Here is a 23,649-nt window from a genome sequence, read left to right as displayed (position 1 = left end):
AAGTATCGCCTGCCGGTGTGGCGGCCCGCGCGGCCTGTGGGACGTCCTCGATCAGGGTCAACGGGCCAGCCTCCTCGTTCCGCGCGTGCACACGTCCTCCGTCCTCTTCGCCCGACGACACCGGGTGGATGCAGCCATCGCGGGGGAACTCGATCCGTATCCTCGGGGCCCATGACCGGCACCGTGCGGGACCTGCTCGCGGAGGCGCGGCCGACCTGGTCGTTCGAGTTCTTCCCGCCCAAGACCGCCGACGGTGCGGCCCAGCTGTGGACGGCGCTGCGTGAGCTCGAGCGGCTGCGGCCGTCGTTCGTGTCGGTCACCTACGGCGCCGGCGGCTCCACCCGCGAGGGCACGGTGTCGGTGACCGAGCGGATCGCCACCGAGACGACGATGACGCCGCTGGCGCACCTGACCGCGGTCGACCACAGCGTCGCCGAGCTGCGGCACGTGGTCAGCAGGCTGGCCGCCGCCGGGGTGCGCAACCTGCTGGCGCTGCGCGGCGACCCGCCCGGCACCGACCCGCAGGCGGAGTGGGTGGCCCATCCGCAGGGCCTGACCTACGCCGCGGAGCTGGTCGAGCTCATCCGCTCGATGGGCGACTTCAGCGTCGGGGTGGCCGCCTTCCCCGAGCGCCACCCGCGCTCGCCGGACTTCGACACCGACGTCGAGATGTTCGTCCGCAAGTGCCGCGCCGGGGCTGACTTCGCCATCACGCAGATGTTCTTCCGGGTCGAGGACTACCTGCGGCTGCGCGACCGGGTGGCCGGCCGCGGCTGCGACGTCCCGATCATCGCCGGGGTGATGCCGGTGACCAACGCCCGGCAGATCACCCGGATCGTGCAGCTGTCCGGCCAGGCGTTCCCGGCCCCCCTGGCCGCGCGCTTCGCCGAGCTGGACGGCGACCGGCCCGAGGACAAGGCGGCCGTGCGTGCCTACGGCGTCGAGGTGGCCACCGACCTGTGCCGGACGCTGCTGGACGAGGGCGTGCCCGGCATCCACTTCATCACCATGAACCGCTCGACGGCCACGCGCGAGGTGTACGCCAACCTGACCGCGGTCCCCGCCGTCCACTGACCGGCGCCGCCCCCAGCGCCGCGGCGGCCTCGGCGGCGGCCCGGCGCAGCGCCTCCCGCTCGGCGGCGTAGCCACCGACCACCCCGACCACCGGCAGGTTGGCCAGGAAACGGTGACGCAGCTTGCCCTTGGGGCGGGCGTCGAGGGTCTCGTCGATCCGGCTGAGCAGTCGGGCCACCCGCCACAGCGTGCGGACGTTGCCGCGGACGCCGGCCCGGTCGTCCCGCGCCCCGAGGGCCTCGTCGGCGTAGGTGCCCCTCGCGCGCTGCAGCAGCGGCCGCACCTCCTCCACGGGCAGCTCCCGGCCCAGCAGCACCCGGGCGAGCAGCGACACCCGCTCGGCCGGGTCCTCGACGCCGTGCTCGGCGGCGACCCCGCCCACGACGAGGGCCTGCACCGCCGCCCCGACGGTGTTCTGCAGCGGCAGCAGGTCGGCGAGCTTGCCGGCGAACCGCGGGACCGCGCTCACCCCGGCGGCCACCCGGGCCACGCGGTGCGCCCACCACCGCGTGCGCTCGGCCTGCGGCAGCGCCGGGGGCCGGCCCAGCCGGCGGACCAGCGGGGCGGTCAGGCGGTCGACCCGCCGGAGGACGTCGACGACGACCGCATCGCTGATGGCTGCCATGAGCGGGTCCTACCCGCCGGTGCCGCCGGTCCATGCGGATCCGCGGGCGTGCCCGTCGGTCGTCGGACCGGGGTGTCCGTCCACCGGCCGCCATCGGCAGCGCGGCCGCGGACTCCTGCCCAGCGGGCGCCTCACCCCGCGGGCTCAGCCCGCGCGCAGCCGCCCGCAGTCCGCGGCCACCGGTGCGACGAGCTCGCCGGGCCCGAGCACCTCGACCACCAGGCCCGCGACGAGCGGGTCGGACGGCAGCTCCTCGTGGCCGGTCCGGGCGTCGGCGCACACCGACTGCACCGGCACGTTCAGCGCCCCGTCCAGCCGGGCCGACTCCGGCGGGGTGACCGTCCGGTCGGCCGTCGTCCAGACCGACACCCAGTCCGGGCCCGCCGGGGTCTCGTCCCCGGCGTTGAGCGCGGCGACCAGCGCGCTGCGCGTGGTCATCTGCCGGCACCCCTCCGGGCACCGGTCCGGGGCCACGGTGGCGGCGAGGTCGGCGACGGTCGTGCCGTGGTGCGGCGAGCCGAGGGTGACGACGCGGCGGGCCAGGTGCGCGCCGCCGTCGGCGGCCCACAGCCGGGCGACGAGCCCGCCGGCCGAGTAGCCGACGACGTCGACGCTGTCGGCACCGGTGCGGGCGAGGGCGTCATCGACGGCCGCGGCCAGCGCGTCGGCCGCCCGGGTGAGGTCACCGGTGCCGTCGCCGGGCAGGGCGACCACGGTGGCGTCGCGGCCCTCGGCGCCCAGCCGGTCGGCCAGCGGCTGCAGCGCGGCCGTCGAGCCGCCGTACCCCGGGACGAGCACCACCGGGCCCGGCCGCTCCGCGACCGCCGCCGTCCCGGCGCCCCCGGGGTCGCCGCCCCGCAGCAGCAGCACCGCGCCCACTCCCAGGGCGGCGACGACGGCGAGGGCGACGGCCCCCAGGAGGAGACGACGGGACGTCGGGGAACCGGCGGGCACCCGCCCACTGTCCCCGGTCTCGCCGGCGCAGGCCGCGCCTGGTGGACTGCCGGCGTGGGCAGGACGCCGTGCTGAGCCGGGACGAGTACCTCGCCGCGTGGTCGCAGTGGCACGGCGGGACCGACCCCGCGGACAGCCGACTGGTCCGGGGCTGGCTGTCGGCCGCCTACACCGCGGCCCGCCCGCTGGCCGGGGTGCCCCCGATCGCGGCCACCGCGCTCGGCCTCGCCGTGGCGGTCGCCGCCGTCGTCCCGGCCTGGGCCGGAGGTGCCTGGCTGATGGTCGCCGGGCCGCTGGTCGGCGTCTCCGCCGCCCTGGACTCCCTCGACGGTGCGCTGGCCATCGCGACCGGCCGGGCCTCCCGCCGCGGGTTCGTCCTCGACTCCGCGGTCGACCGGCTCAGCGAGGCCGCCTTCGCCGCCGCGCTGTGGGCCGCCGGGGCGCCCGGCTGGCTGGCCGCGGCCTACGGCGGCCTGTGCTGGCTGCCCGACTACCTGCGCGCCCGGGCCGGGCAGGCCGGGGTCACCGAGACCGGCGCCGTCTCGGTCTGGGAGAGACCGACGCGCGTGGCGATGACCGGCTTCACCCTCGGCGGGGCCGGTGTGCTGTCCGGCCCGGGCCTCGCGGCGGAGGTGGTGACGACCGGCGCCGCCGTGGGGTGCCTGCTCGGCGTCGTCGGCGTCGCCCAGCTCGGGGTGGGGCTGCGCCGGGCGCTGGCCGACTGACTCGGCTCGGCAGCGACCGGGGGCGCCTCTAGGCTGGTCGCGGCCCGGCACCCCCGCCGTCCAGCTCGACCCGACACCGCGCGGGCCGTCTCAGCGACCGTCCCCGAGGGAGCCCCCGTGCCCGTCGTCGTCACCGGATCCATCGCCACCGACCACCTCATGACCTTCCCCGGGAAGTTCACCGAGCAGTTCGTCGAGGGGCAGATGGAGAACGTCTCGCTCTCCTTCCTCGTCGACGACCTGGTGCAGCACCGGGGCGGCGCGGGCGCGAACATGGCCTACGGGCTGGGCCTGCTGGGGCTGGCGCCGGTGCTGGTCGGCGCGGTGGGCAGCGACTTCGCCGACTACGAGGCGTGGCTGTCGCGGCACGGCGTCGACACCGGCAGCGTGCACTGGTCGGAGCTCAAGCACACCGCGCGGTTCGTGTGCACCACCGACGCGGTGAACAACCAGATCGCCTCGTTCTACTCGGGCGCGATGAGCGAGGCCGCGTCCATCGAACTGGCGCCGGTCGCCCGCCGGGTGGGTGAGCCCGACCTCGTCGTCGTCGGGCCCAACGACCCCACCGCGATGGTGCGGCACACCCAGGAGTGCCGGGACCGCGGCTACCGCTTCGCCGCCGACCCCAGCCAGCAGCTGGCCTGGGCCGACGGTGCCATGATCCGCGAGCTGGTGGACGGCGCCGACCTGCTGTTCACCAACGAGTACGAGGCGGCGCTGCTGCTGCAGAAGACCGGCTGGAGCGACGCCGAGGTGCTCGACCGGGTCGGCACCTGGGTCACCACCCGGGCGTCGGCCGGCGTGCGGGTGCGGCAGGCCGGGGCCGAGCCGATCTCGGTCATCGCCGTCCCGGAGACCAAGCCGGTGGAGCCGACCGGCGGCGGCGACGCCCTGCGGGCGGGGTTCATCGCCGGGCGGATGTGGGGCCTGGGCTTCGAGCGGGCCGCGCAGCTCGGGTCGGCCGTGGCCACCGAGGCCGTCGAGGTCGTCGGCACGCAGGAGTACGAGCTGCACAAGACGCCGTTCCTGGAGCGGTTCGCCGCCGCGTTCGGCGCCGACGCCGCCGACGAGGTCGCCCCCCACCTGCCGGGCTGAACCCGGTCGCGTCCGGGCCCGGGAGCACCTCCTGCGCACCGCACGGGCTCTCGCGGCCCCGGACGGCACCACCTGTGCGCCGGACGGGGGCCGGGTGCGGGGTGCTGCTACTCCTCGCGGAGCTGGGCGCCGATGGAGGGGTCGTCGTTCCAGCGGCGGTAGGAGATGCGCCGGATCTCCTTGACCTCGCCGATCGTCGTCCACTCGTTGCCCCCGAGGCGGGCCAGCGGCTGCAGCTCCTCGATCCGGGGCCGGCCGTCGCGGACCGCGCGTTCCCACACGCTGATCACCTCGACCCGGCCGAAGACGACGGTGCTGTCACCCAGCCGCAGCGTCGAGTGCAGCGTGCACTCCACCGCGACCGGGGACCCGGCCACCCGCGGCACCGACACCCGTTCGCCCGGCTCGAGCCGCACGCCGCACTCGTCGGCCTCGCTCACCCCGCGCGGGAAGTCCGTGCCCGTGGCGTTGACCTGCTCGAACAGCCACTCCGGGGTCAGGCTGACGGTGAACTCACCCGTGGCCTCGACGTTGCGCAGCGAGTCCTTGCGCCCGACGGAGGTGAACTGCACGACCGGCGGGTCGACGCAGGCCACGGTGTAGAAGGAGTGCGGCGCCAGGTTCACCACCCCCTCGGCCGACCGGCTGGTCACCCAGGCGATCGGGCGGGGCACGACGACCGAGTTCAGCACCCGGTAGAAGGCGCCGCTGTCCATGGTCGCCGGGTCGAACTGCACGCGGGTGGTCGGACCGGTCACCGGGCCATCGTCTCCCGCACCGCCCCGGTGGCGCCGACCGGGCGGCCGCGCCAGGACAGCGAACCCCGGCGCCGTCCGGCCAGCGAGCCGGCCAGCAGGACGTCGAACAGCAGCACCGACAGCGGGTGGGCGAGGGAGTCCGGCCACACCCGCGTGCCGGTGACCGCCGCCGACACCGCCCGCCCGGCGACCCCGGCCGCGTAGCCGGCCAGCCCGGCCCGGGAGCCCCGCAGGGCGGCGAGCGCGGGGAGCACCTCTACCGCGGTCAGCCCGGCGGCGACCGCGGCGCTCGCCACCGGCGACCCGCCGACCGAGGCCCACAGCGACTTGGCGTACCCCGCGCGCAGCTCCGGCCAGCCCGAGTACATCCGGCACGCGGCCAACCGCGACCCGTCGGCCGGCGCCGCCCGGCCCCCGGCCCGCTTCACCGCCCGCGCCAGGGCGACGTCCTCGATCACCTCCCCGCGCACCGCGCCGTGCCCGCCGGCGGCGGCGTAGCCGGCCCGCGTGAGCACGAGGAATTGCCCGTTGGCCGCGGTCAGCGACGGTCGGGGGGAGCGCTCGGCCAGCCGCAGGGGCAGGGTGGTCATCCACAGCCAGGGGCCGAGGGGCTGCACCAGCCGCTCGGCGAGCGTTCCGGTGACCGGCCGGGGCCAGGGGGAGACCAGGGCCAGGCAGTGCCGGTCGAGCAGCGCCACCGCCCCGGCCACGGCGTCCGGGAAGAGCCGGACGTCGGCGTCGACGAACACCAGCACGCCGTCGTCGGTGCCGTGGTCCTCCGCGGCCGCGCCGACGGCGCAGGCGTGCGGCTTGCCCAGCCAGCCCACCGGCGGCTCCGGCGCGGTCACCAGCCGCACCCGCGGGTCGGTCACGGCGCGGACCACCGCCGCGGTGCCGTCGGTGGAGCCGTCGTCGACGACCACCACACGCAGGTCCGGCACCCCCTGCTGCGCGAGGACCGCCGCCAGGCAGCCGCCGACCTGCGCCTCCTCGTCGCGCACCGGCAGCACGACCGTCACCGGCCGGCGCACCGGCGGCGGGTGCCCCGGGGGACGGCGCAGCAACGCGGCGTTGACCGCGGCGTGCAGCGCACCGGCGACGGCCACGCCGGACAGGACCGGCAGCAGGCGCCCGCTCACCGGCTCGGGGTCCGCCGGGTCTGGACGGCCAGCGCCACGAGGACGGGGACGGCGAGGACGACGCCCCACGCCGCCGAACCCGGCAGGCCCAGCCAGCCGGCGTGCGCCAGCGCCCCGCCCAGCGTCATCCAGCCCAGGGCCAGCAGCGGGGCGCCGTCACCGACGCGGGCGGGCGTGGCCGCGGTGCGGGCGACGAGCACGTCGAGCAGCGTCATGAGCACCAGCCCGGCCAGGAGCCAGCCGGCCAGGTTGGTCAGCGGCACCGTGTCGATGCCGGGGAGGGACGGCTGCGGGTGCGCCCACGTCCAGTAGCCGGCCTGCACCATCTGCGGGTCGAGCACGACGTCCCAGGCGGCGAAGACCGCCGCGGCGACGGCGACGCGCGCCGGCCGGCGCCGGGACGGACGCAGGCCACGGGTCAGCCGGGCGCCGAGCAGCCAGCTCGGCCAGGCCATCATCAGCCAGGCCAGCGGCACCAGGAACGGGACGCCGAACAGCGTGGGACCCAGGTCGTCGCTGTAGGTGTACTGCCCGTACGGGACGCCGGTGGCCAGCCCCACGGCCTCGAAGGCCACCGCCGTCGCCGCGGTGACCAGCAGGACGCCGACGCCGGTGCGCGCGCCCCGGCCGAGCCCGGCGTGACCGACCGACAGGGCGGCGCCGAGCAGCACGATGGTCCAGCTGACGGTGTTCCGGACCTCACCGGCGGTGAGCGGGTAGGAGATCGCGACCAGCACCAGCAGCCCGGCCAGCGCCCAGGGCACGACGTCGGCGGCGCGGCGCGACCGCGGCACGGCGAGGGTCACCGCCGGCTCCGCACCCGGCGGGCCAGCCGGCCGGCCGCCTCGCGGGCCCGCTGCGGCAGCCGCCGGTCGCCGAGCACGACGCGGGCCGCCGTCCTGCCCGAGTTGCCCGACACGCCGCCGCCGGGGTGGGTCGAGGCGCCGGCCAGGTAGAGGCCGGGCAGCCCGGGCACCCGGTAGCCGGACAGGGCCGGGGTGGGCCGGAAGGCGAACATGCTGGCCAGGCCCATCTCCACGTGCATGACGTTGCCACGCAGGAGGGACAGTTCCCGCTCCAGCAGCACCGGCGTCTGGACGTACAGTCGCTGTACCGAAGCGGCGAAGCCGGGAGCGTAGCGGTCGACGGCCGCGACCAGACGCTGCGCCTCGGTGTCGGCGAGGGCGTCCCAGTCCGCGCCGTCGGCCGGCTCGTACGGGTACCACTGGCCCCAGACGGTGACCACGTGCTGCCCGGGTGGGGCGAGGGTGTCGTCGGTGGCCGAGAAGCACATCGCCAGCGGCACCGGCTCCCGCGGCAGCCGGCCGGCCCGCCAGTCGCCGTGGGCGGCGGCCAGCTGCGCGCGGTCGGTGCACAGCAGCTGCAGCCCGCCCTGGGCCAGCTCCTCGGGCACGCCCGGGTAGACCGGCGGGGAGTCGGTGAGGGCGCGCAGCACCAGGCCGAAGCCGTTGCCCAGCGGCGGGGCGGCGTCGGCCAGGGCCGGCGGGGCGTGCTCGCCGGCCAGGTCGCGGGTCGCCAGCACGTGGCAGGCGGCGACGACCACCGGCGCGGCGATCCGCCGTCCCGACCTCGTCTGCACACCGGCCACCCGGCCGTCGTCGACGAGCAGCCGGGCGGCGCCGTCGCCGAGGGTCACCCGCCCGCCGTCGGCCTCCAGCCGGCGGCGCAGGGCGGCGGTCAGGCCCCCGGAGCCGCCGACGGGGTGCCCGGGCGGGACGTCGTGCAGCAGCGTCGCCCAGGCGACCATCGCCGCGGTGCCCGGCTCGGACGTCGGTGGCCCCGACTGCGCGCCGAACCAGGCCAGGGCCGCCTTGAGCCGCTCACTGGTGAACCAGCGGTCCAGCAGCGCGTCGCCGGACCCGAGGAAGTCGACGGCGAGGTCCCCGCCGGGGGTGCGCGGCCGGCCCTCGGCCGGGGCGCCGAGCGGCCAGAACGAGCGCAGCAGCCCGGCGGCGTCCGGCCGCCGGCCGAACGAGGCGACCACGGCCCGGCTGCGGGGCGCCCACACCTCGACGAAGCGCCGGTAGGCGGCGGCGTCGGCGGCGCCGCAGGCGGCCTCGATCGAGGCGCAGGTGGCGTCCAGGTCGACGGAGAAGACGAGTGGCCGGCCGTCGGGACCGGGGGCGCCGGGGGAGGGCGCGGGGGCGAAGCCCCAGGGGTCGCAGTCCAGGTAGCGCAGGCCGTGCGCGACCAGGTCGAGCTCCTCGACGATGCCGCTCTGCCGGATGATCACGTGCGCGCTGGAGCCGCGGTCGACACGGACGCCGGGCCACCGCTCGACGGTGGAGACCGCGCCGCCCAGCACCTCGTCGGACTCGACCACCTCCACGGCCAGCCCGGCGCGGGCCAGGTAGCAGGCCGCGACCAGCCCGTTGTGCCCGGCGCCGACGACGACGGCGTCAGTGGTGACGTCGGCGGTGGCGGTGGCCTCGGCCCTCACGCGCGGTCGGACCGGGGGGCCGGCGGCCGCAGCGGCAGACGGGCGCCGAGGATCGCGAAGGGCCGTGAGTCACCGGGGAAGTGGTGGTTGCGGGCGAGGTCGACGAAGCCGTCGGCGTGGTACAGCCGGAAGGCCTTGGTGTCGTTGTCCGGGGTCGACAGCAGCGCCGCCGGGTACGGCAGGTCGGCCACCAGCGCGTGCAGGAGCTGTCGGCCCAGCCCGCGGCTCTGGTGGTCGGGGTGCACGTGCAGCTCGCAGACCTCGAAGGCGCCCGGCAGCCAGCGCTTCGCCGTCCGCCGGTCCAGCGCCGCGCGCACCTGGTCGTGCCACCACTGCCCGGGGGCCACGAGGTAGCCGTAGCCGAACCCGACCAGTTGCTCGCCCTCCGGTGTCTGGACGAAGGCCCCCACGGCCCGGAAGCCGGGGCGCTCGGTGTGCTGGATCGCGTAGCCGTAGCGGCCGGCGACGACCGACGGTGAGTAGCCCATGGCCGCGCCGTAGATCGCCAGGGCGTCGTGCATGTGCTCGCGCAGCCAGGTGGTGGGCAGCTCGGTGACCCGCGCGGCCGGGGTCGTGCCGGTCACGGTGCCTCCCCGTCGGCGCCGGGCGCCCCCGTGCCGGTGGGCGCCCCGCCCGTGCGGGACCGCACGTGCCCGGTCACGAGGACACCACCCCCACCGGGGTGAGGGGGCCGGTGCCGACCTCGGCTGCGGTGCCACAGGTCAACCGGAGCAGCTCCTCGTAGGTGGTGGGGAAGACCGCGTGCGGGTGCCCCGCCGCGACCCACACCCGCTCGTGGCGGGCCAGTTCGATGTCGACCAGCGTGCCGATGGGCTCGGGGTGGCCGATCGGGGCCACGCCGCCGATGGGCTGGCCGGTGTGCCGGCGGACGAAGTCGGGGGAGCCCGGCCGCATGCGGGGGACCCCGAGCAGCGCGGCCACCTGGGGGACGTCGACCCGGTGCGCGCCGCTGGTGAGCACGAGCAGCGGCACGCCGTCGACGTCGAAGACCAGGCTGTTGGCGATCGCACCGACGGGGACGCCGAGCTGTGCGGCGGCCGCGGCGGCGGTGCGGGCGCTCTCGGGCAGCTCGAGCACCTGCCCGGCCGCACCGGAGTCGGCCAGGAGCCGGGCGATGGCGGCCACCCGTGGGTGCTCGGGTCGGCTCATGGGGCCGATCCTGCCATCGGCCCGGGCGGCCCGCCGCCGCGCGCGGCGCGGGGTCCGCCCATTCCTGCGCGTCCCGCTTGACGCCGTCGGCAGGGTCCGGTCTACTCGACGTCGTTCGAACACGCGTTCGAACGACGTGCCGGCCTCCCACCGCTCCCGGGTCCTTCCCCACCCGGAGCGGTGGACCGGGGCCGGCCGGTCGGCGCAGAGCGGTGGGGAGTCTGTCATGAGCCGGGTGCTGGGTGGGGTCGGCGGTCGGGTCGGCGAGGAGGTGCAGGTCGAGCGGGGGCCGCTCGGTCCGGCACAGTTCTGGCGCGGGCAGTCGCGGTACGTCGTGGGCGAGCTGCTCGACTCGTGGGTGGAGACGGCGCCGTGGTGGCAGCGCGACGCCGCGGTGGCCGGTGGCGCCTCGGCCGAGCTGGTCGCCACCCGTGAGGTGTGGCGGCTGGAGGCGGTCCGGGCCGGCCGGTCACGGATGAGCTTCGCCGGCGTCTTCGACCTGACCTGGGAGCCGACGGTCAACCGGTGGTCGCTCGTGCGGGTGCACGACTGATGGGCGCCGCCCACGTCATGGCCGACCAGCTGCCCCTGCCCCCGCCGCTGCCCGCTGCGGCCGTCCAGCTGCTCGACCAGGCCTCCCGGGCGCTGGACGAGGCGGCGGCGAGCTCCGACCCCCGGCAGCGTTACGCCACCGCCCACCTCGGCGCCCTCCGCGCCGCCGCGGCGGTGCTGGCCGCCCGCACCCGTCCGGAGGGCGGCCGCCGCCGTCCGCGCAGCGCCTGGGTGCTGCTCGGCCAGGTCGCCCCGGAACTGGGGGAGTGGGCCACCTTCTTCGCCGCCGGCGCCGCCAAGCGGGCCGCTGCCGAAGCCGGGCTGTCCCGGGCGGTCACCGAGCGCGAGGCCGACGACCTCGTCCGCGACGTCCGCGCCTTCCTCGCCGTGGTCGAGAACAGCCTGGGGGACACCCCGGTGGCCGAGTCGCCCCGGCGGGCGCGCCCCCGGGTGGTCGGCGGCTCCGAGCACCGCCGCCGGAGGTGAGTGCCGACCCCTTCGTCCACCTCCACGTCGCCTCGGGCTACTCCATGCAGTACGGGGCCAACCACCCGGCCGACCTGGTGAACCGGGCCGCCGAGCACGGCATGCGTGCCCTGGCGCTGACCGACCGCGACGGTCTCTACGGTGCGGTGAAGTTCGCCCTCGCCTGCCGGGCGGCCGACGTGCGCCCGGTCTTCGGGGTGGACCTGGCCGTGGTCCCGGCGGTCGACTCGACCGTCCCGCCGGCCCTGGCGCCGGTCCTCGGGGAGGGACACTCACCGGGGCTGACCCGCGCGCGCCGGCCGGGTGCACCTGCCGTGCCGGCCGGCGCGGGCCGCCGCGTGCCGGCCCGCGGCGGGGCCAGCGTCGACCCGCGGCTGCCCCGGGTCACCTTCCTCGCCAGGGACGGCGCCGGCTGGCGCTCGCTGTGCCGGCTCACCAGCGCCACCCACCTGCGCGGTACGCGCGGCGAGCCGGTGAGCTCGCTGGCGCTGGCCGCCGAGCACGCCGCGGGGCTGGTCGCGCTGCTGGGTCCCGACTCGCCGGTGGGGCGGGCGCTGGCGGCCGGCCGGGCCGACGTCGCCGCCGCGCGGCTGGCGGCCTGGCGCGCGGTCTTCGGCGCCGGGTCCCTGGTGCTGGAGGTCGTGCACCACCGCGGCCGGGGCGACCGTTCCCGCGCCCGGGCGCTGATGCGCTTCGCCGCCGCCGAGGGGGTGCCGGTGGTGCTGACCAACGCGGTCCGCTACGTCGACGCCCTCGACGCGCCCACCGCCGACGTCCTCGACGCCGCGCGGCGGCTGGTCCCGCTCGACACCCGGCACGTCGACCGGCGCACCGCCGAGGGCTACCTGAAGTCGGGCAAGGAGATGGCCGAGGTCGCCGAGGACCTCGTCGGCCCCGACCGCGACGCGGTGCTGCGGTTGCTGGAGCGCACCGCCCGGCTGGCCGAGCAGTGCGCCGTCGACGTCCGGGCCGACCTCGGCATCGGCACCGTCCGCTACCCCGAGCTCGACGTGGTCACCACCCCGGCCGAGCAGGGGATGAGCCCGTCCCAGGTGCTGCGCGCCCGCTGCGAGGCCGGGCTGGGCCGGCGCGGGATGGCCCTGACCGAACGGGTGCGGGTGCGGTTGGAGGAGGAGCTGGGGGTCATCGACGCCCTCGGCTACCCGTCCTACTTCCTCACCGTCGCCGACGTGGTCGACCTCATCTCGAGCTTGAGGGTCCGCGCGGCGGCGCGTGGGTCCGGCGCCGGCAGCCTGGTCACCTACCTGCTCGGCATCTCCGACGTCGACCCGATCCGCTACGGCCTGCTGATGGAGCGCTTCCTCTCCCCGCTGCGCCACCAGCTGCCCGACATCGACATCGACGTGGAGTCCGCGCGCCGGATGGAGGTCTACGACGCGGTCATCGACCGCTTCGGCGCCCACCGGGTCAGCTGCATCTCGATGATGGACACCTACCGGGTGCGGCACGCCATCCGCGACGTCGGTGCCGCGCTGGGCCTGCCGCCGGCGGAGATCGACGCCGTCGCCAAGGCCTTCCCGCACATCCGGGCCAACCAGGTGCACGCCGCGCTCAAGGACCTCCCGGAGCTGCAGGCCAGCCGGCTGGGGTCGCGACGGTCCGGCGGCAGCGGTGGTCTGGACCTGCTGTTCGACCTCGTCGCCCGGCTCGACGGCCTGCCCCGGCACATCGCCTTGCACCCGTGCGGGGTGCTGCTCTCCGACGCCACGCTGCTCGACCGCACCCCGGTGGAGAACAGCTACCTCGGGTATCCGATGAGCCAGTTCGACAAGGACGACGTCGAGGAGCTCGGGCTGCTCAAGCTGGACCTGCTCGGCATCCGGATGCAGTCGGCGATCGCGCACGCCCTCGACGAGGTGGCCCGGATCGACGGCGAGACCGTCGACATCGACGCGGTGCCCCGCGACGACCCGACGACGTTCGAGCTGATCCGCAGCACCCGGACCCTCGGCATGTTCCAGATCGAGTCACCGGGACAGCGCGAGCTGGTCGGCAAGTTCGGGCCGGAGACGTTCGAGGACATCATCATCGACATCTCGCTGTTCCGCCCCGGGCCGGTGAAGAGCGACATGGTCACCCCGTTCCTCATGGCCCGGAACGGCTGGCGGGAGACGGTCTACCCGCACCCCGACCTCGCCTTCGCCCTCGAGGAGACCGCCGGGGTGGTGGTCTTCCACGAGCAGGTGCTGCAGGTCGTGGCGCGGATGACCGGCTGCACCCTGGCCGAGGCCGACGAGGTGCGCCGGGCGCTGGGCGAACGGGACGCCCACCCCGAGGTCCGCGCCTGGTTCGTGCCGCGGGCCCTGGCCGAGGGCTACCCGCCGGAGGTGGCCGAGCAGGTGTGGGAGGTGCTGGTCGCCTTCGGCTCGTTCGGCTTCTGCAAGGCCCACGCCGCGGCCTTCGCCCTGCCCACCTACCAGTCCGCGTGGCTCAAGGCGCACCACCCGGCGGCCTTCCTGGCCGGGGTGCTGACCCACGACCCGGGCATGTACCCGAAGCGGCTGATCCTCGACGACGCCCGCAACTTCGGCGTCCGGGTGCTGGGCCTGGACGTCAACGCCTCGACCGGCGTCTACCGCGTCGAGCGGATCCCGGGCGGCGAGGACGACGTCGGGGCCGGGGCCGGTGTGGCCGACCCGCCCGGCTGGCGGCGTCCGGAGTGGATGCCGGCGTCGATGCCCGACCCGTCGCGGTACGGCATCCGGCTGTCCCTGGCCGACGTCAAGGGCATCTCCGACGACGAGGTGGCCCGCGTCGTCGCCGGGCAGCCCTACCGCTCGCTGACCGACTTCTGGCACCGGGCGTCGGTGTCCCGGCCGGTGGTGGAACGGCTGGTGCTGGCCGGCGGCTTCGACTCCCTCTACGGCTTCGGGGTGCGCGACCGCGAGGCAGGCCGACCCACCCGCACCAGGCGGCAGGTCACCCGCCGGGACCTCCTGCTCCAGATCGGTGAGCTGGACCGGTGGAGCCGCAGCGGCGCGAAGGCGGGCTCCAGCGGGCAGCTCACCCTCGACCTCATGGGGCTGGAGCTCCCGGAGGAGGAGGCCGGTGCGGAGGAGCCGGGCCTGAGCTGGGCGGCGAGCAGCGGGCTGCCCGAGTTCACCGACGCCGAGCTGGTCCGCGCGGAGCTGGAGGTGCTGGGCCTGGACGCCAGCCGGCACGTCGTCGACTTCTACCGGCCGTTCCTCGCCGCGATCGGCGCGGTGCCGGCCGGGGACCTGCTCGGCAGCCGCAGTGGCGCGGAGGTGCTCGTCGCCGGGGTCAAGGTGGCGACCCAGACGCCGCCGATCCGGTCCGGACGCCGGGTGGTGTTCGTGACCCTCGACGACGGCACCGGCTGCACCGACTCCACCTTCTTCGAGGACGCGCAGGGGCCCTACGCCGCCACGGTCTTCCACTCGTGGCTGCTGGTCATCCGCGGTGTGCTGCGCCGCACCGGTCCGCGCGGGGTCTCGCTGCGGGCCACCGGGGCGTGGGAGCTGCCGGCGCTGCACGAGGCGTGGGAGACCGGCGGCGTGGCGGCGGTCGCCGAGCACATGGCCCGCCCGGGGGAGTACACCGAGGCGGCCATCACCGGGGCGGCGGCCTCCCGCGGCTCCCGCCCGGTGGTGGTGAGACCGGTGCTCGTCCACCCGACCGGTTTCCGGATGTCGCCCTACGCCGACATCAAGCCCGCCGGGGACGACGCCGCCACCGCGGCGCGGCGGGCAGCTGCGGCGCCGCGCAAGCTGTGGCACTCCAGCCCCGGGAGCTCGGGCCACTGACAGCAGGCAGCCGGGCGCGGCCGTGCTGCCCGCCGGGACGAGCGGCCCGCCCAGCCGGGGAGGATGCCGCGGTGACACGCGACCTGCGGGTGTGCTTCGTCGGGGACTCCTTCGTCGCCGGCGTCGGTGACCCCGAGCACCTGGGCTGGGTCGGGCGGCTCTGCGCCCGCACGCACCGGGCGGGGCAGCCGCTGACCGCCTACGGCCTCGGGGTGCGCCGGCAGACCAGCCGGGACGTCCGCGCCCGCATCGCCGCCGAGTGCGCCCCGCGGTTGTCGGCCGAGTGGGACAGCCGCGTCGTGGTCTCGTTCGGCGTCAACGACACCACCGTGGAGGACGGTGCCCTCCGGGTGCCCCCGGAGGAGTCGGCCGGCAACCTCGCCGCCGTCCTGGCCGAGGCCGCAGCCGCCCGCTGGTCCGCCCTCGTCGTCGGACCACCGCCCATCGCCGACCCCGGGCAGGACCAGCGCATCGCCGGCCTCGACGTCCGGTTCCGGCAGGTCTGCGCCGGTGCCGGCGTCCCCTACGTCGGTGTCCGCGCCGGACTCGGGACGAACCCGACCTGGGTCCGCGAGGTGGCGGCCGGAGACGGCGCCCACCCCGCGGCGGCCGGCTACCAGGAGTGCGCCGACCTCCTCTGGCCGCGCTGGCAGGCCTGGATCGACGAGGGGGCCCGACCGCACCGATGAGTTCCGGTCCGGCGTCCGGTCCACCCACCGACGGACCCACCCGCAGCACACCGAGAGGACACCGCGATGCCGAAGCAGATCCCGTGCCTGTGGTTCGACGGCCGTGCCGAGGAGGCCGCCCAGCTCTACACCTCGGTCTTCCCGAACAGCTCGATCGGCCAGGTCACCCGCTACGGCCCCGGCATGCCGCCGCCGATGGAGGAGGGCGACGTCCTCACCGTGGACTTCACCCTCGACGGGCAGGAGTACACGGCCCTCAACGGCGGGCCGCAGTTCCCCTTCAGTGAGGCGATCTCCTTCCAGATCATGTGCGCCGACCAGGAAGAGGCCGACCACTACTGGGATCGGCTCACCGCCGACGGTGGCGAGGAGAGCATGTGCGGCTGGCTCAAGGACAGGTTCGGCGTCTCCTGGCAGGTCTTCCCCGTCGAGCTGCTCAGCCTGGTGAACGACCCCGACCCCGGCCGGGCACAGCGCGCCACCCAGGCCATGCTGCAGATGCGCCGCATCGACATCGCCGAGATCAGGCGCGCCGCGGACGGCGTTCCGGCCTGAGCCCGCCGCGAGGACCGGCAGCCCCGCGCGTCGCTGTGCCGGACGGCGCCCGCCACTAGGCTCCGACGGGTGCCGCCGTCTGCTCCCGCCTCGCCCACCGCGGATCAGCTCCCCGCCCGGGCGGCCGCCGTCTGGGCCGCCCTGGACCCGCTCGTCGCGGCCGGCACCCCGCTGCGCGTGCTCGACGTCGGCGGCGGGAGCGGCAACTCGGCCGTGCGCCTGGCCCAGATGGGGCACGAGGTGACCGTCGTCGACCCCAGCGCCGACGCCCTCGCCACCCTCCATCGGCGGGCCGAGACCGCCGGGGTCGCGCCGCGGGTCCGGGGCGTGCAGGGCGACGGGGACCTCCTGCACGAGGTCGTCCCCGCCGGCGAGGGCGCCGAGGGCAGCTACGACCTGGCGCTGTGCCACTCGGTGCTCGAGGTCGTCGACGACCCCGCCACCACCCTCCGCGAGATCGCCCGCGCCCTGCGCCCCGGCGGCACGGCGAGCATCGCCGCGGCCAACCGCGCCGGGGCGGTCCTCGCCCGCGCCCTCGCCGGGCACCCGGTTGAGGCCCTGGCGCTGCTCGAAGACCGCGACCCCGCCGGAGGGGCCGGGAGGCAGCCCGGCGCCACCCGCCCCGCGCGCCGGCGGTTCGCACCCGACGACCTGCTCGCCCTCGTCGAGGCGGCCGGGCTGCAGCCGGGCACCTGGCGGGGCGTGTCGGTCGTCGCCGACCTCCTCGACATCGGTTCCGGCGCCGACCCGGCGGCCGTCCGCCGGCTGGAGCTCGCGCTGGCCGGCAGCTCGCCGTACCGCGACGTCGCCGCCGGGCTGCACGTCCTGGCCACCCGCGCGTGACCGGGGACGGCCCCGCTCCAGGGCCCGCCGGCCGACGCGCGACCCTCCCGGCGGACCTGGGCCGCCCGCGCTACGGGACGGCGACGCTCGCCGACGTCCTCCCCGGCGCCGCGGCCGCGCTCGGGGTCCCGCTCGAGCGTGGGCACCTCCCCGCCGACCCCCTGGGGCTCACCGCCGCGCTGGCCGGTGCCCGCCGCGTCGCCGTCCTGCTGGTGGACGGCCTCGGTGCCGACCTCGTGCGCGCACACGCCGCCACCGCGCCCGTTCTGGCCGGTCTCGCCAGCCCGGTCGGCGACCTCTCGGCGCCCTGCCCGAGCACCACCCCGGTCAGTCTCGCCACCCTCGGCACCGGGCTGCCGCCCGGCAGTCACGGCATCCTCGGTTTCGTCACGGCGGTGCCGGGTGAGGAGCGCACCCTCAACCACATCCAGTGGGCCGACGACCCCGACCCGCAGCTCTGGCAGGCCCGGCCCAGCGTCTTCGAGCAGGTCGCGGCGGCCGGGGTCGAGGTCGCCGCGGTCGCCCCGTACGCCTTCGCCGGCTCCGGGCTCACCCGTGCGGCCTACCGCGGTGCCCGGTACTCCGGCACCGTCAGCCCCGGTGACCTCGCCGCTCGCCTGCTGCAGTCGCTGGCCGCCGCACCACGGACCCTCGTCTACGGCTACACCGCCGAGCTGGACCTCACCGGCCACGTGCGCGGCGTCGACTCCGACAGCTGGCGCGCGCAGCTCGCACAGGTCGACCGGCTCGTCGAGCAGGTCGTCGACGGCCTGCCGGACGACGCCGCGCTGCTCGTCACCGCCGACCACGGCATGCTCGACGTCCCGCCGGAGACCCGGATCGACCTCGACGCCGACCCGGTCCTCGACGAGGGCGTCCGGCTGCTGGCCGGGGAGCCGCGGGCCCGCTACGTGCACGCCGTCCCCGGTGCGGCCGACGACCTGCTGGCCCGGTGGCGGGAGGTGCTCGGGGACCGCGCCTGGGTCGCCGGCCGGGACGAGGCGATCGCCAGCGGCGTCTTCGGCCCGGTCGACGACGACCTCGCGCAGCGCATCGGGGACGTCGTGGCCCTCACCCGGGGCACGTGGGCGCTCACCGCCACCGAGCGGGAGCCCGGCCCCAGCCGGCTGGTCGGGTACCACGGCTCACTCACCGCGACCGAGCTCGCGATCCCCCTGCTCGCCGCGCGGGGCCGCGCCCTGACCTGACGCGGCTCAGACCGCCGCGACCAGCCGCACGCGCCAGACGTGGGTGTGCGCCTCGTGGGTGGCCCGGCAGGTGAGCCGGGCCGGCTCCTCCGACATCCGGCTCTCCACCTCGGCCACCACGTCGCCGTCCGGGCCGGCGAGGGTGACCACCCAGCGCTCGACGTCCGCGCCGGGCGGGGTCAGCCGGCGCACCCCGCGCGGCGGCAGGTCGTCGATGCCGAGCAGGGACAGCTCGCCGCGGGCGGCGTGCTGGGCGGCCTGCACCGGCGGCGGACAGCCGGCCCGGCCGCGCAGCCACGGCAGCGCCACCCGCCCCTCGGCGTGCGCGGCCACCAGCCGCGCGCCGTCGTCGGGCACCTGGCCGTAGTAGAAGCCGTGCGGCAGCACGAGCACGTTGGCGGCGAAGCGGTCACCGCCCAGGTGGCTGCACTCCCACACGTCGTCGGACGGCATCGTGCGCGCCAGCGGCCGGCCGCGCAGGGCGCAGCAGGCGTCGTGGCCGCCGTGCGCGCACACCAGGTACGTCGGCCCGGTGGCGGGCTCGCCGGCCGAGCCGTCCCACGGGACGTCGAGCAGGTCGCCGTCCGTGTCGCGCTCGGACCACCACAGTCCCTCCCGGCCGGGCCGGCCGTCGGCGTAGGCCCAGCGCCGGCGCGAGTCGGTCAGCCGGTCACCGGGACGGCGCACCAGCAGCACCCGCACGTTCTCCGCCCGTGCCCGGTGCGCCACCTCCTTGGCGACCGCGGGGTCGAAGCGGGACTGCCGCAGTGCGTCGACGCCCCACGGCCCCGGCTGCTCGATGAGCAGCCAGCGCTGCGCGGGGGAGGCCGTGGCCACCCCGGAGTCCCCGCGGACGAGGGCACGCACCGAGCAGCGGTCCTCGTCGATCCGGCCGGCGGGCCGGCCCGGCACCTCCGCCGGGCGGCAGAAGTCGGGATCCTCGGCCCCGCCCGGCCGCGGTGGACGCGCTCCGGGACCGGGCGAGGAGCGGGGTGCGCCGGCCGGTCGGCTCATGCCGGCGTGCCCGGCCGGCTCACGACCCGGGGTCGGCAACGCGGTCACGCTCGCCATCGTGCCCCGCGGACAGGTCCGGGACGACGGCGTCGGGCACGACCGCGATCGACTCGGTGACCAGCCGCCGGGCGAGGGTCAGCCGGTCGGCGTCGTCCAGCCCGGGCAGGTCGGCGACCTTGAGCTCGCCGGCGGCCAGCAGCGCGGCCAGCGCGGGGCGGGTCTGCGCGGGCAGCTCGAGCGACCGGCGGCCGGCGACCAGCGTCACGCGGTCGCCGACCGGCTCCCGCAGCTGGGTGCGCAGCCGGCCGCGCAGCCGCAGCACGGTGTCGGGGGAGAGGGCCGCGGCGGCGGTCGCCTGGGCCAGCGGCGCCACGGGCTCGGGCCGCACCTGGGCCCAGGTCCGCGAGCGGAGCCGGTCGGCGACCTCGGTGGGGTCGACGCGGTCCAGCCAGTCCTTCAGCGCCGCCACGACGGCCGTCACGTCCGCGGTCACCGCCGACGGCTGGGCGAGGTCGACACCCAGGGGGAGCGAGCGGCGCAGCTCGGGGTCCTCGGTGGCGAGCACGCGCACGAGGTCGAGCGCCGACTCGGCGGCCGCCCAGCGGGTGACCGGGTGCACGCCGATGGTCAGGTGCGCGCTGATCTCGCCCAGCGCAACCGCCGAGTGCAGGTAGCCGCGGGGCAGGTAGAGGGCGTCGCCGGGGCGCAGCACCGCGTCGATGACCGGCTCGCCTCCCGCGGCGGCAGCCACGGCGGCGGACCGGTCGCTCCACGGCTGGGTGCGCAGCGGGTCGGCCAGCACCGGCTCGTGGATGCGCCAGTGCTTCTCGCCGGCCACCTGCAGCACGAAGACGTCGTGCACGTCGTAGTGGGGGGAGAACCCGCGCGAGGACGGCGGGGTGATGTACGCGTTGACCTGGGTGGGGTGGCCCAGGTCGGCGGCGAGCTGGTCGGCGAACTCGATCAGCGGGGGCCACAGCCGGTGCAGGCCCTGCAGGACGACGGTGCTGCCGTCGGCGAACAGCCGCAGCACCGCGTCGGAGGAGACCTGGTCGGCGACCTCGGCTCCGGCGCCGCCGGAGGTGGTGAACCGCTTGGGGTCGACGACGGCGCCGTCCTTGGCGATCCGCAGGAACGGGGTGCGCAGACCCCGGCGGGACAGCAGCTCGTCGACCGCGGCCAGGTCGAGCAGGTCGGCGAAGGACCCCCCGGTCTGCTCGGCACGGGTGAGCAGTGGCTGGCGGGACCAGTACTCGTCGGCGAAGACCTGCGGGTCGAGGGCGGTGCACCGGCGCAGGGCCGGCCGGGACCCCGGCCGGCCCTGCGCGGTGGGGGTCTCAGTCAGGCCGAACCGTCCGCGCCGCCGTCCGCGCCACCATCGGCCCCGCCGTCGGCGCCACCATCGGCACCGCCGTCCGCGCCGCCGTCGGCACCACCGTCCGCCCCGCCGTCGGCGCCACCGTCGGCACCGCCGTCCGCGCCACCATCGGCACCACCGTCACCCGCGCCGCCGTCCGCCGGGCCGTGGCCCGCGCCGCTGTCGGCCCCGCCGTCGGCACCGGAGTCGGCACCGCCGTCCGCGCCACCGTCACCCACGCCGGCCGTGGTCATGTCATCGTCGTCGAGCGCCATGGGTCTCCGATCAGATCGGGTCGAGGGCCACCGGGCGGTGGCCCTCCGGGCGTGCTGTACCTCACCGATCCTGCTCTCACACACCCACGCCGACCAGCGGGAACGGCGGCTCGGCAACGGCTCGGTCACGGGTCTCCCCGCCGGCGCTCGTGGTCCCGCGCCCGGGGTGCCGTGGCCGTGTCGTGACCTCGCGAGCCCGGTCACGTGCGCCGCGTCGAGGTGCCCGGACCGGGCCGGGGGCGCTACCGTCCTCCCGTCCGTCGAACACCTGTTCGAGGTCGGGAAGGGGTCATGAGCCAGTCCGCCCGTGCTGCCGGCTGCAGCGTCCTGCACGTCGACATGGACGCGTTCTTCGCCAGCGTCGAGGTGCGCCGCCGCCCCGAGCTGGCCGGCACCCCGGTGATCGTCGGTGGGGCCGGCAACCGCGGGGTGGTCACCTCGGCCACCTACGAGGCGCGCCGGTACGGGGTGCACGCCGCGATGCCCACCTCGCGGGCGCTGCGGCTGTGCCCGACGGCCACGGTGCTGCCGGGGGACATGGCGCTCTACACCGAGGTCTCCCGGGCGGTGATGGCGCTGTTCCGCTCCATCACCCCGCTGGTGGAGCCGCTGAGCCTGGACGAGGCCTTCCTCGACGTCTCCGGGGCCGGCCGGCGGCTCGGCGACGCCGCCGAGATCGGGGAGTACATCCGCGCCCGCGTCTACGACGAGCAGGGCATCACCTGCTCGGTGGGCGTGGCCGGCACCAAGTTCGTCGCCAAGCTGGCCTCCACCCGGGCCAAGCCCGACGGCCTGCTCGTCGTCCGGCCCGCCGAGGTCATGGAGTTCCTGCACCCGCTGCCGGTCGGCGCGCTGTGGGGGGTCGGTGCCAAGACCGAGGAGGTGCTGCTGCGCCTGGGGCTGCGCACCGTCGGTGACCTCGCCCACGTGCCGGCGCGCACCCTGCAGCGGGCGGTGGGTCCCGCGGCCGGCGCCTCGCTGCACGCGCTGGCGTGGGGGCGTGACCCCCGCCGGGTGGTGCCCGACGAGCCGGAGAAGTCCGCCGGGCACGAGGAGACCTTCGCCACGGACGTCGACGACCCGGTGGTCGTCCACCGGGAGCTGCTGCGGCTGTCCGAGCGGACGGCGGGCCGACTGCGCTCGGGTGGCTGGCTGGCCCGCACGGTGAGCATCAAGGTCCGGTTCGCCGACTTCGCCACGATCACCCGGTCCCGCACCCTCGACGTGCCGACCGACGTCGGGCAGGAGCTCTACGACACCGCCCGCGCGCTGTTCGACGCCCTGGGCCTGGAGCGGGCCCGGATCCGGCTGGTGGGGGTGCGCGCGGAGCGGCTGGTCGAGGCCGGTGCCGCGCCCCGGCAGCTGGAGCTGGGCGCCCGGGAGCACGGCCGCCGGGAGGCCGAGCTCGCCGCCGACCGCGCCGCCCGCCGGTTCGGGGCGGGCGCGGTGCGCCCGGCGACCCTGCTGCACCGCGACCGGCAGCGCGCCCGGTGACCACCGTCCGAGGAACCCGGGACGGCTCCCGTTCGTCCTCTCCGTGGAGTTCCCGACCCACCCGCGAGAGTGATCACGACGGGTCGGGGACGACTCGCCTTTCGCGCCCCGCAAAGGGCTCGTATCCTCGTTGTCACCGTCGGCGGCACCTCCGACGGGATGTGTTCAGGCCCAATGGAGGTCGACGTGCCGCTCTCCGAGCACGAACAGCGTCTGCTGGAGCAGATCGAGCGCGCCCTCGTCGATGACGATCCGAAGTTCGCCTCGCAGGTCCGCACCGGTGACCGCCGGGTCAAGGCCCGCCGCAAGCTGCAACTGGGCGCCCTCCTGCTCCTGGTCGGCATGGCCGTCCTCGTCGGTGGCGCCGTGGCTCCCTCGGTCCCCCTCGGCGTCCTCGGGTTCCTGGTCGCCTTCGGTGGCCTGGCGCTCGCCGTCCTCAACTACCGGTCGGCCACCGGGGTGGTCGAGTCCGGCCCCGCCGGGCCCGCCGCCGCCCCCGGGCGCAGCGGCCGGGCCGGGAAGCCCCGCCGCCAGCCGCTGAAGAACCGGCTCGAGGAGCGCTTCCGCCGCCGCTACGACCAGTAGCCCGTACGCCCCTCGCGACAGCCGCCGTCCCCACCGGGACGGCGGCTGTCGCGCGTCGGGGCCCCGACGACCGCAGGAGGAGCCGTGTCCGAGGAGCAGGTGTGGCAGGCCCTGACCGCCGCCCGCGGGCTGTGGGGCTGGGGCGACGACGACGGCATCGTCCCGTGGGCCGGGGAGGACGGCCGCGACGTCGTCCCCCTGTGGGCCTCGGCGGAGCTGGCCGCGGCCGGTGCCGGCACCGACGGGGACCCCGGTGAGGCACCGGTGTTCCTCGACCTCGACACGCTGCTCGCCGAGATCCCCGGCTGGCTGGGCGCCGGGATCGGCACCGCGGTGCTCTCCGCCGGCGGCGACGGGTTCCCCGTGCCCCTGACCGACCTGACCGAGCGCCTCCTGCGGCTGCAGGTCGACGGACCGGCCTGAGCCACCGGCGCCTCAGCCGCGCAGCGCCGCCCGGCGGCCCCACCCCGGCCGCGGCAGCCGGGCGGTCAGGTCGCGCGCCGCGCGGCCGAGCGAGGGCGGCACCAGCAGCGCCCGCAGCCGTGCCCGCCGCGAGGCGCCGGCCAGCAGCCCGCGCCGGGCGGTCGCCAGCGCCGCCGCCAGGTCCGCGCCCGCCGTCGGCGCACTGCCCGGGCGGGCGTAGCTGGCCGCCTCCTCCGCCCGCGCCAGCCGGACGACGGCGTCGGCGGCGGACTGCGCCGGCACCTGCCGGCCGCCGGGGGGGGGGGGGCCGCCCCGGCGGGGGCCGAGGGGCGCGGCCAGCGGCGCGGCCCCCGGCCGGGGGGGCGCGGCGGGGGGAGCCCCG

The 23,649-nt window shown here is 76.9% G+C and carries 24 protein-coding genes and 1 pseudogene; 13 read left to right on the top strand and 12 right to left on the bottom strand.

From position 1 onward, the window contains the following. Window positions 1–171 precede the first annotated feature (171 nt). Window positions 172–1,074 carry a methylenetetrahydrofolate reductase [NAD(P)H] gene (gene metF, locus ACI78V_RS15355; RefSeq protein WP_456852202.1) on the top strand — a complete coding sequence of 301 codons (903 nt, stop codon included), beginning with the start codon at window positions 172–174 and terminating at the stop codon, window positions 1,072–1,074. Here metF and ACI78V_RS15350 read toward each other — a convergent pair. Both ACI78V_RS15350 and ACI78V_RS15345 read right to left on the bottom strand, forming a co-directional pair. Further along, the gene (locus ACI78V_RS15350; RefSeq protein WP_456852200.1) at window positions 1,004–1,699 is read right to left on the bottom strand and encodes a hypothetical protein; all 696 of its coding nucleotides are present in this window, start codon (window positions 1,697–1,699) and stop codon (window positions 1,004–1,006) included. The two genes, metF and ACI78V_RS15350, sit on opposite strands and share 71 nt — an antisense overlap. 144 nt (window positions 1,700–1,843) lie before the next feature. Continuing rightward, complete coding sequence (locus ACI78V_RS15345; RefSeq protein ID WP_456852199.1) at window positions 1,844–2,653, bottom strand: lipase family alpha/beta hydrolase; 810 nt, start codon at window positions 2,651–2,653, stop codon at window positions 1,844–1,846. Between the two features lie 41 nt (window positions 2,654–2,694). Here ACI78V_RS15345 and ACI78V_RS15340 point away from each other — a divergent pair, with 41 nt between their 5' ends. Continuing rightward, the gene (locus ACI78V_RS15340; RefSeq protein WP_456852197.1) at window positions 2,695–3,378 is read left to right on the top strand and encodes a CDP-alcohol phosphatidyltransferase family protein; all 684 of its coding nucleotides are present in this window, start codon (window positions 2,695–2,697) and stop codon (window positions 3,376–3,378) included. Window positions 3,379–3,495: 117 nt separating this feature from the next. Then, window positions 3,496–4,473 (top strand): carbohydrate kinase family protein, encoded by a 978-nt coding sequence (locus ACI78V_RS15335; RefSeq protein WP_456852195.1) that lies wholly within the window; start codon window positions 3,496–3,498, stop codon window positions 4,471–4,473. 107 nt (window positions 4,474–4,580) lie between these two features. Here the strand turns inward: ACI78V_RS15335 and ACI78V_RS15330 are convergent, their stop codons facing one another. The 6 genes from ACI78V_RS15330 to ACI78V_RS15305 form a co-directional block, all read right to left on the bottom strand. Continuing rightward, a complete protein-coding gene (locus ACI78V_RS15330) occupies window positions 4,581–5,231 on the bottom strand; it encodes a flavin reductase family protein (RefSeq protein WP_456852193.1) in 651 nt (216 codons plus the stop codon). Further along, complete coding sequence (locus ACI78V_RS15325; RefSeq protein WP_456852191.1) at window positions 5,228–6,370, bottom strand: glycosyltransferase; 1,143 nt, start codon at window positions 6,368–6,370, stop codon at window positions 5,228–5,230. The genes ACI78V_RS15330 and ACI78V_RS15325 overlap by 4 nt, the downstream gene beginning before the upstream one ends. Beyond that, a complete protein-coding gene (locus ACI78V_RS15320; protein ID WP_456852189.1) occupies window positions 6,367–7,176 on the bottom strand; it encodes a carotenoid biosynthesis protein in 810 nt (269 codons plus the stop codon). Before ACI78V_RS15320 ends, ACI78V_RS15325 begins: the two co-directional genes overlap by 4 nt. After that, on the bottom strand, window positions 7,173–8,831 hold the full coding sequence (locus tag ACI78V_RS15315) for a phytoene desaturase family protein (RefSeq protein ID WP_456852187.1): 1,659 nt from the start codon (window positions 8,829–8,831) through the stop codon (window positions 7,173–7,175). Before ACI78V_RS15315 ends, ACI78V_RS15320 begins: the two co-directional genes overlap by 4 nt. Then, window positions 8,828–9,415, bottom strand: coding sequence for a GNAT family N-acetyltransferase (locus ACI78V_RS15310; RefSeq protein ID WP_456852185.1), 588 nt, complete (start codon window positions 9,413–9,415; stop codon window positions 8,828–8,830). Before ACI78V_RS15310 ends, ACI78V_RS15315 begins: the two co-directional genes overlap by 4 nt. Before the next feature lie 73 nt (window positions 9,416–9,488). Further along, complete coding sequence (locus tag ACI78V_RS15305; protein WP_456852183.1) at window positions 9,489–10,001, bottom strand: YbaK/EbsC family protein; 513 nt, start codon at window positions 9,999–10,001, stop codon at window positions 9,489–9,491. A gap of 226 nt (window positions 10,002–10,227) precedes the next feature. On the opposite strand from ACI78V_RS15305, the gene ACI78V_RS15300 reads away from it, so the two are divergent. From ACI78V_RS15300 to ACI78V_RS15270, 7 genes are all read left to right on the top strand, one after another. Beyond that, window positions 10,228–10,554 carry a DUF6504 family protein gene (locus tag ACI78V_RS15300; protein ID WP_456852181.1) on the top strand — a complete coding sequence of 109 codons (327 nt, stop codon included), beginning with the start codon at window positions 10,228–10,230 and terminating at the stop codon, window positions 10,552–10,554. Then, complete coding sequence (locus ACI78V_RS15295; protein WP_456852179.1) at window positions 10,554–11,039, top strand: SAV_6107 family HEPN domain-containing protein; 486 nt, start codon at window positions 10,554–10,556, stop codon at window positions 11,037–11,039. The genes ACI78V_RS15300 and ACI78V_RS15295 overlap by 1 nt, the downstream gene beginning before the upstream one ends. Beyond that, window positions 11,036–14,824, top strand: a complete 3,789-nt coding sequence (locus tag ACI78V_RS15290; protein ID WP_456852177.1) for a DNA polymerase III subunit alpha — start codon at window positions 11,036–11,038, stop codon at window positions 14,822–14,824. The genes ACI78V_RS15295 and ACI78V_RS15290 overlap by 4 nt, the downstream gene beginning before the upstream one ends. A 71-nt stretch (window positions 14,825–14,895) precedes the next feature. Further along, window positions 14,896–15,513 (top strand): GDSL-type esterase/lipase family protein, encoded by a 618-nt coding sequence (locus tag ACI78V_RS15285; protein WP_456852175.1) that lies wholly within the window; start codon window positions 14,896–14,898, stop codon window positions 15,511–15,513. Between the two features lie 66 nt (window positions 15,514–15,579). Further along, a complete protein-coding gene (locus ACI78V_RS15280) occupies window positions 15,580–16,068 on the top strand; it encodes a VOC family protein (protein WP_456852173.1) in 489 nt (162 codons plus the stop codon). A gap of 69 nt (window positions 16,069–16,137) precedes the next feature. After that, the gene (locus ACI78V_RS15275) at window positions 16,138–16,911 is read left to right on the top strand and encodes a class I SAM-dependent methyltransferase (protein ID WP_456852171.1); all 774 of its coding nucleotides are present in this window, start codon (window positions 16,138–16,140) and stop codon (window positions 16,909–16,911) included. Beyond that, window positions 16,908–18,119, top strand: coding sequence for an alkaline phosphatase family protein (locus ACI78V_RS15270; RefSeq protein WP_456852169.1), 1,212 nt, complete (start codon window positions 16,908–16,910; stop codon window positions 18,117–18,119). Before ACI78V_RS15275 ends, ACI78V_RS15270 begins: the two co-directional genes overlap by 4 nt. Before the next feature lie 6 nt (window positions 18,120–18,125). Here ACI78V_RS15270 and ACI78V_RS15265 read toward each other — a convergent pair whose 3' ends face one another. From ACI78V_RS15265 to ACI78V_RS15255, 3 genes are all read right to left on the bottom strand, one after another. Continuing rightward, complete coding sequence (locus ACI78V_RS15265) at window positions 18,126–18,986, bottom strand: sucrase ferredoxin (RefSeq protein ID WP_456852167.1); 861 nt, start codon at window positions 18,984–18,986, stop codon at window positions 18,126–18,128. 166 nt (window positions 18,987–19,152) lie between these two features. Continuing rightward, window positions 19,153–20,166 carry a cupin domain-containing protein gene (locus tag ACI78V_RS15260; protein ID WP_456852165.1) on the bottom strand — a complete coding sequence of 338 codons (1,014 nt, stop codon included), beginning with the start codon at window positions 20,164–20,166 and terminating at the stop codon, window positions 19,153–19,155. A gap of 308 nt (window positions 20,167–20,474) precedes the next feature. Beyond that, window positions 20,475–20,765 carry a BatC protein gene (locus tag ACI78V_RS15255; RefSeq protein WP_456852163.1) on the bottom strand — a complete coding sequence of 97 codons (291 nt, stop codon included), beginning with the start codon at window positions 20,763–20,765 and terminating at the stop codon, window positions 20,475–20,477. 291 nt (window positions 20,766–21,056) lie between these two features. Here ACI78V_RS15255 and dinB point away from each other — a divergent pair, with 291 nt between their 5' ends. The 3 genes from dinB to ACI78V_RS15240 all read left to right on the top strand — a co-directional run bounded on the left by dinB (window position 21,057) and on the right by ACI78V_RS15240 (window position 23,267). After that, the gene (gene dinB, locus ACI78V_RS15250; RefSeq protein ID WP_456852161.1) at window positions 21,057–22,259 is read left to right on the top strand and encodes a DNA polymerase IV; all 1,203 of its coding nucleotides are present in this window, start codon (window positions 21,057–21,059) and stop codon (window positions 22,257–22,259) included. Window positions 22,260–22,445: 186 nt separating this feature from the next. Continuing rightward, entirely contained in the window at window positions 22,446–22,844 is a 399-nt protein-coding gene (locus ACI78V_RS15245) for a DUF3040 domain-containing protein (RefSeq protein WP_456852159.1), read from the top strand. Between the two features lie 84 nt (window positions 22,845–22,928). After that, window positions 22,929–23,267 (top strand): hypothetical protein, encoded by a 339-nt coding sequence (locus ACI78V_RS15240; RefSeq protein WP_456852158.1) that lies wholly within the window; start codon window positions 22,929–22,931, stop codon window positions 23,265–23,267. Between the two features lie 12 nt (window positions 23,268–23,279). Here ACI78V_RS15240 and ACI78V_RS15235 read toward each other — a convergent pair. After that, window positions 23,280–23,649 (bottom strand): annotated as a pseudogene (locus tag ACI78V_RS15235) (transglutaminaseTgpA domain-containing protein); the annotation flags it as partial.

The sequence above is a fragment of the Geodermatophilus sp. SYSU D00742 genome (genome assembly GCF_054049935.1).
The sequence above is the reverse complement of the archived record's forward strand: the minus strand, read 5'-3'. Positions and strand labels throughout refer to the sequence as shown.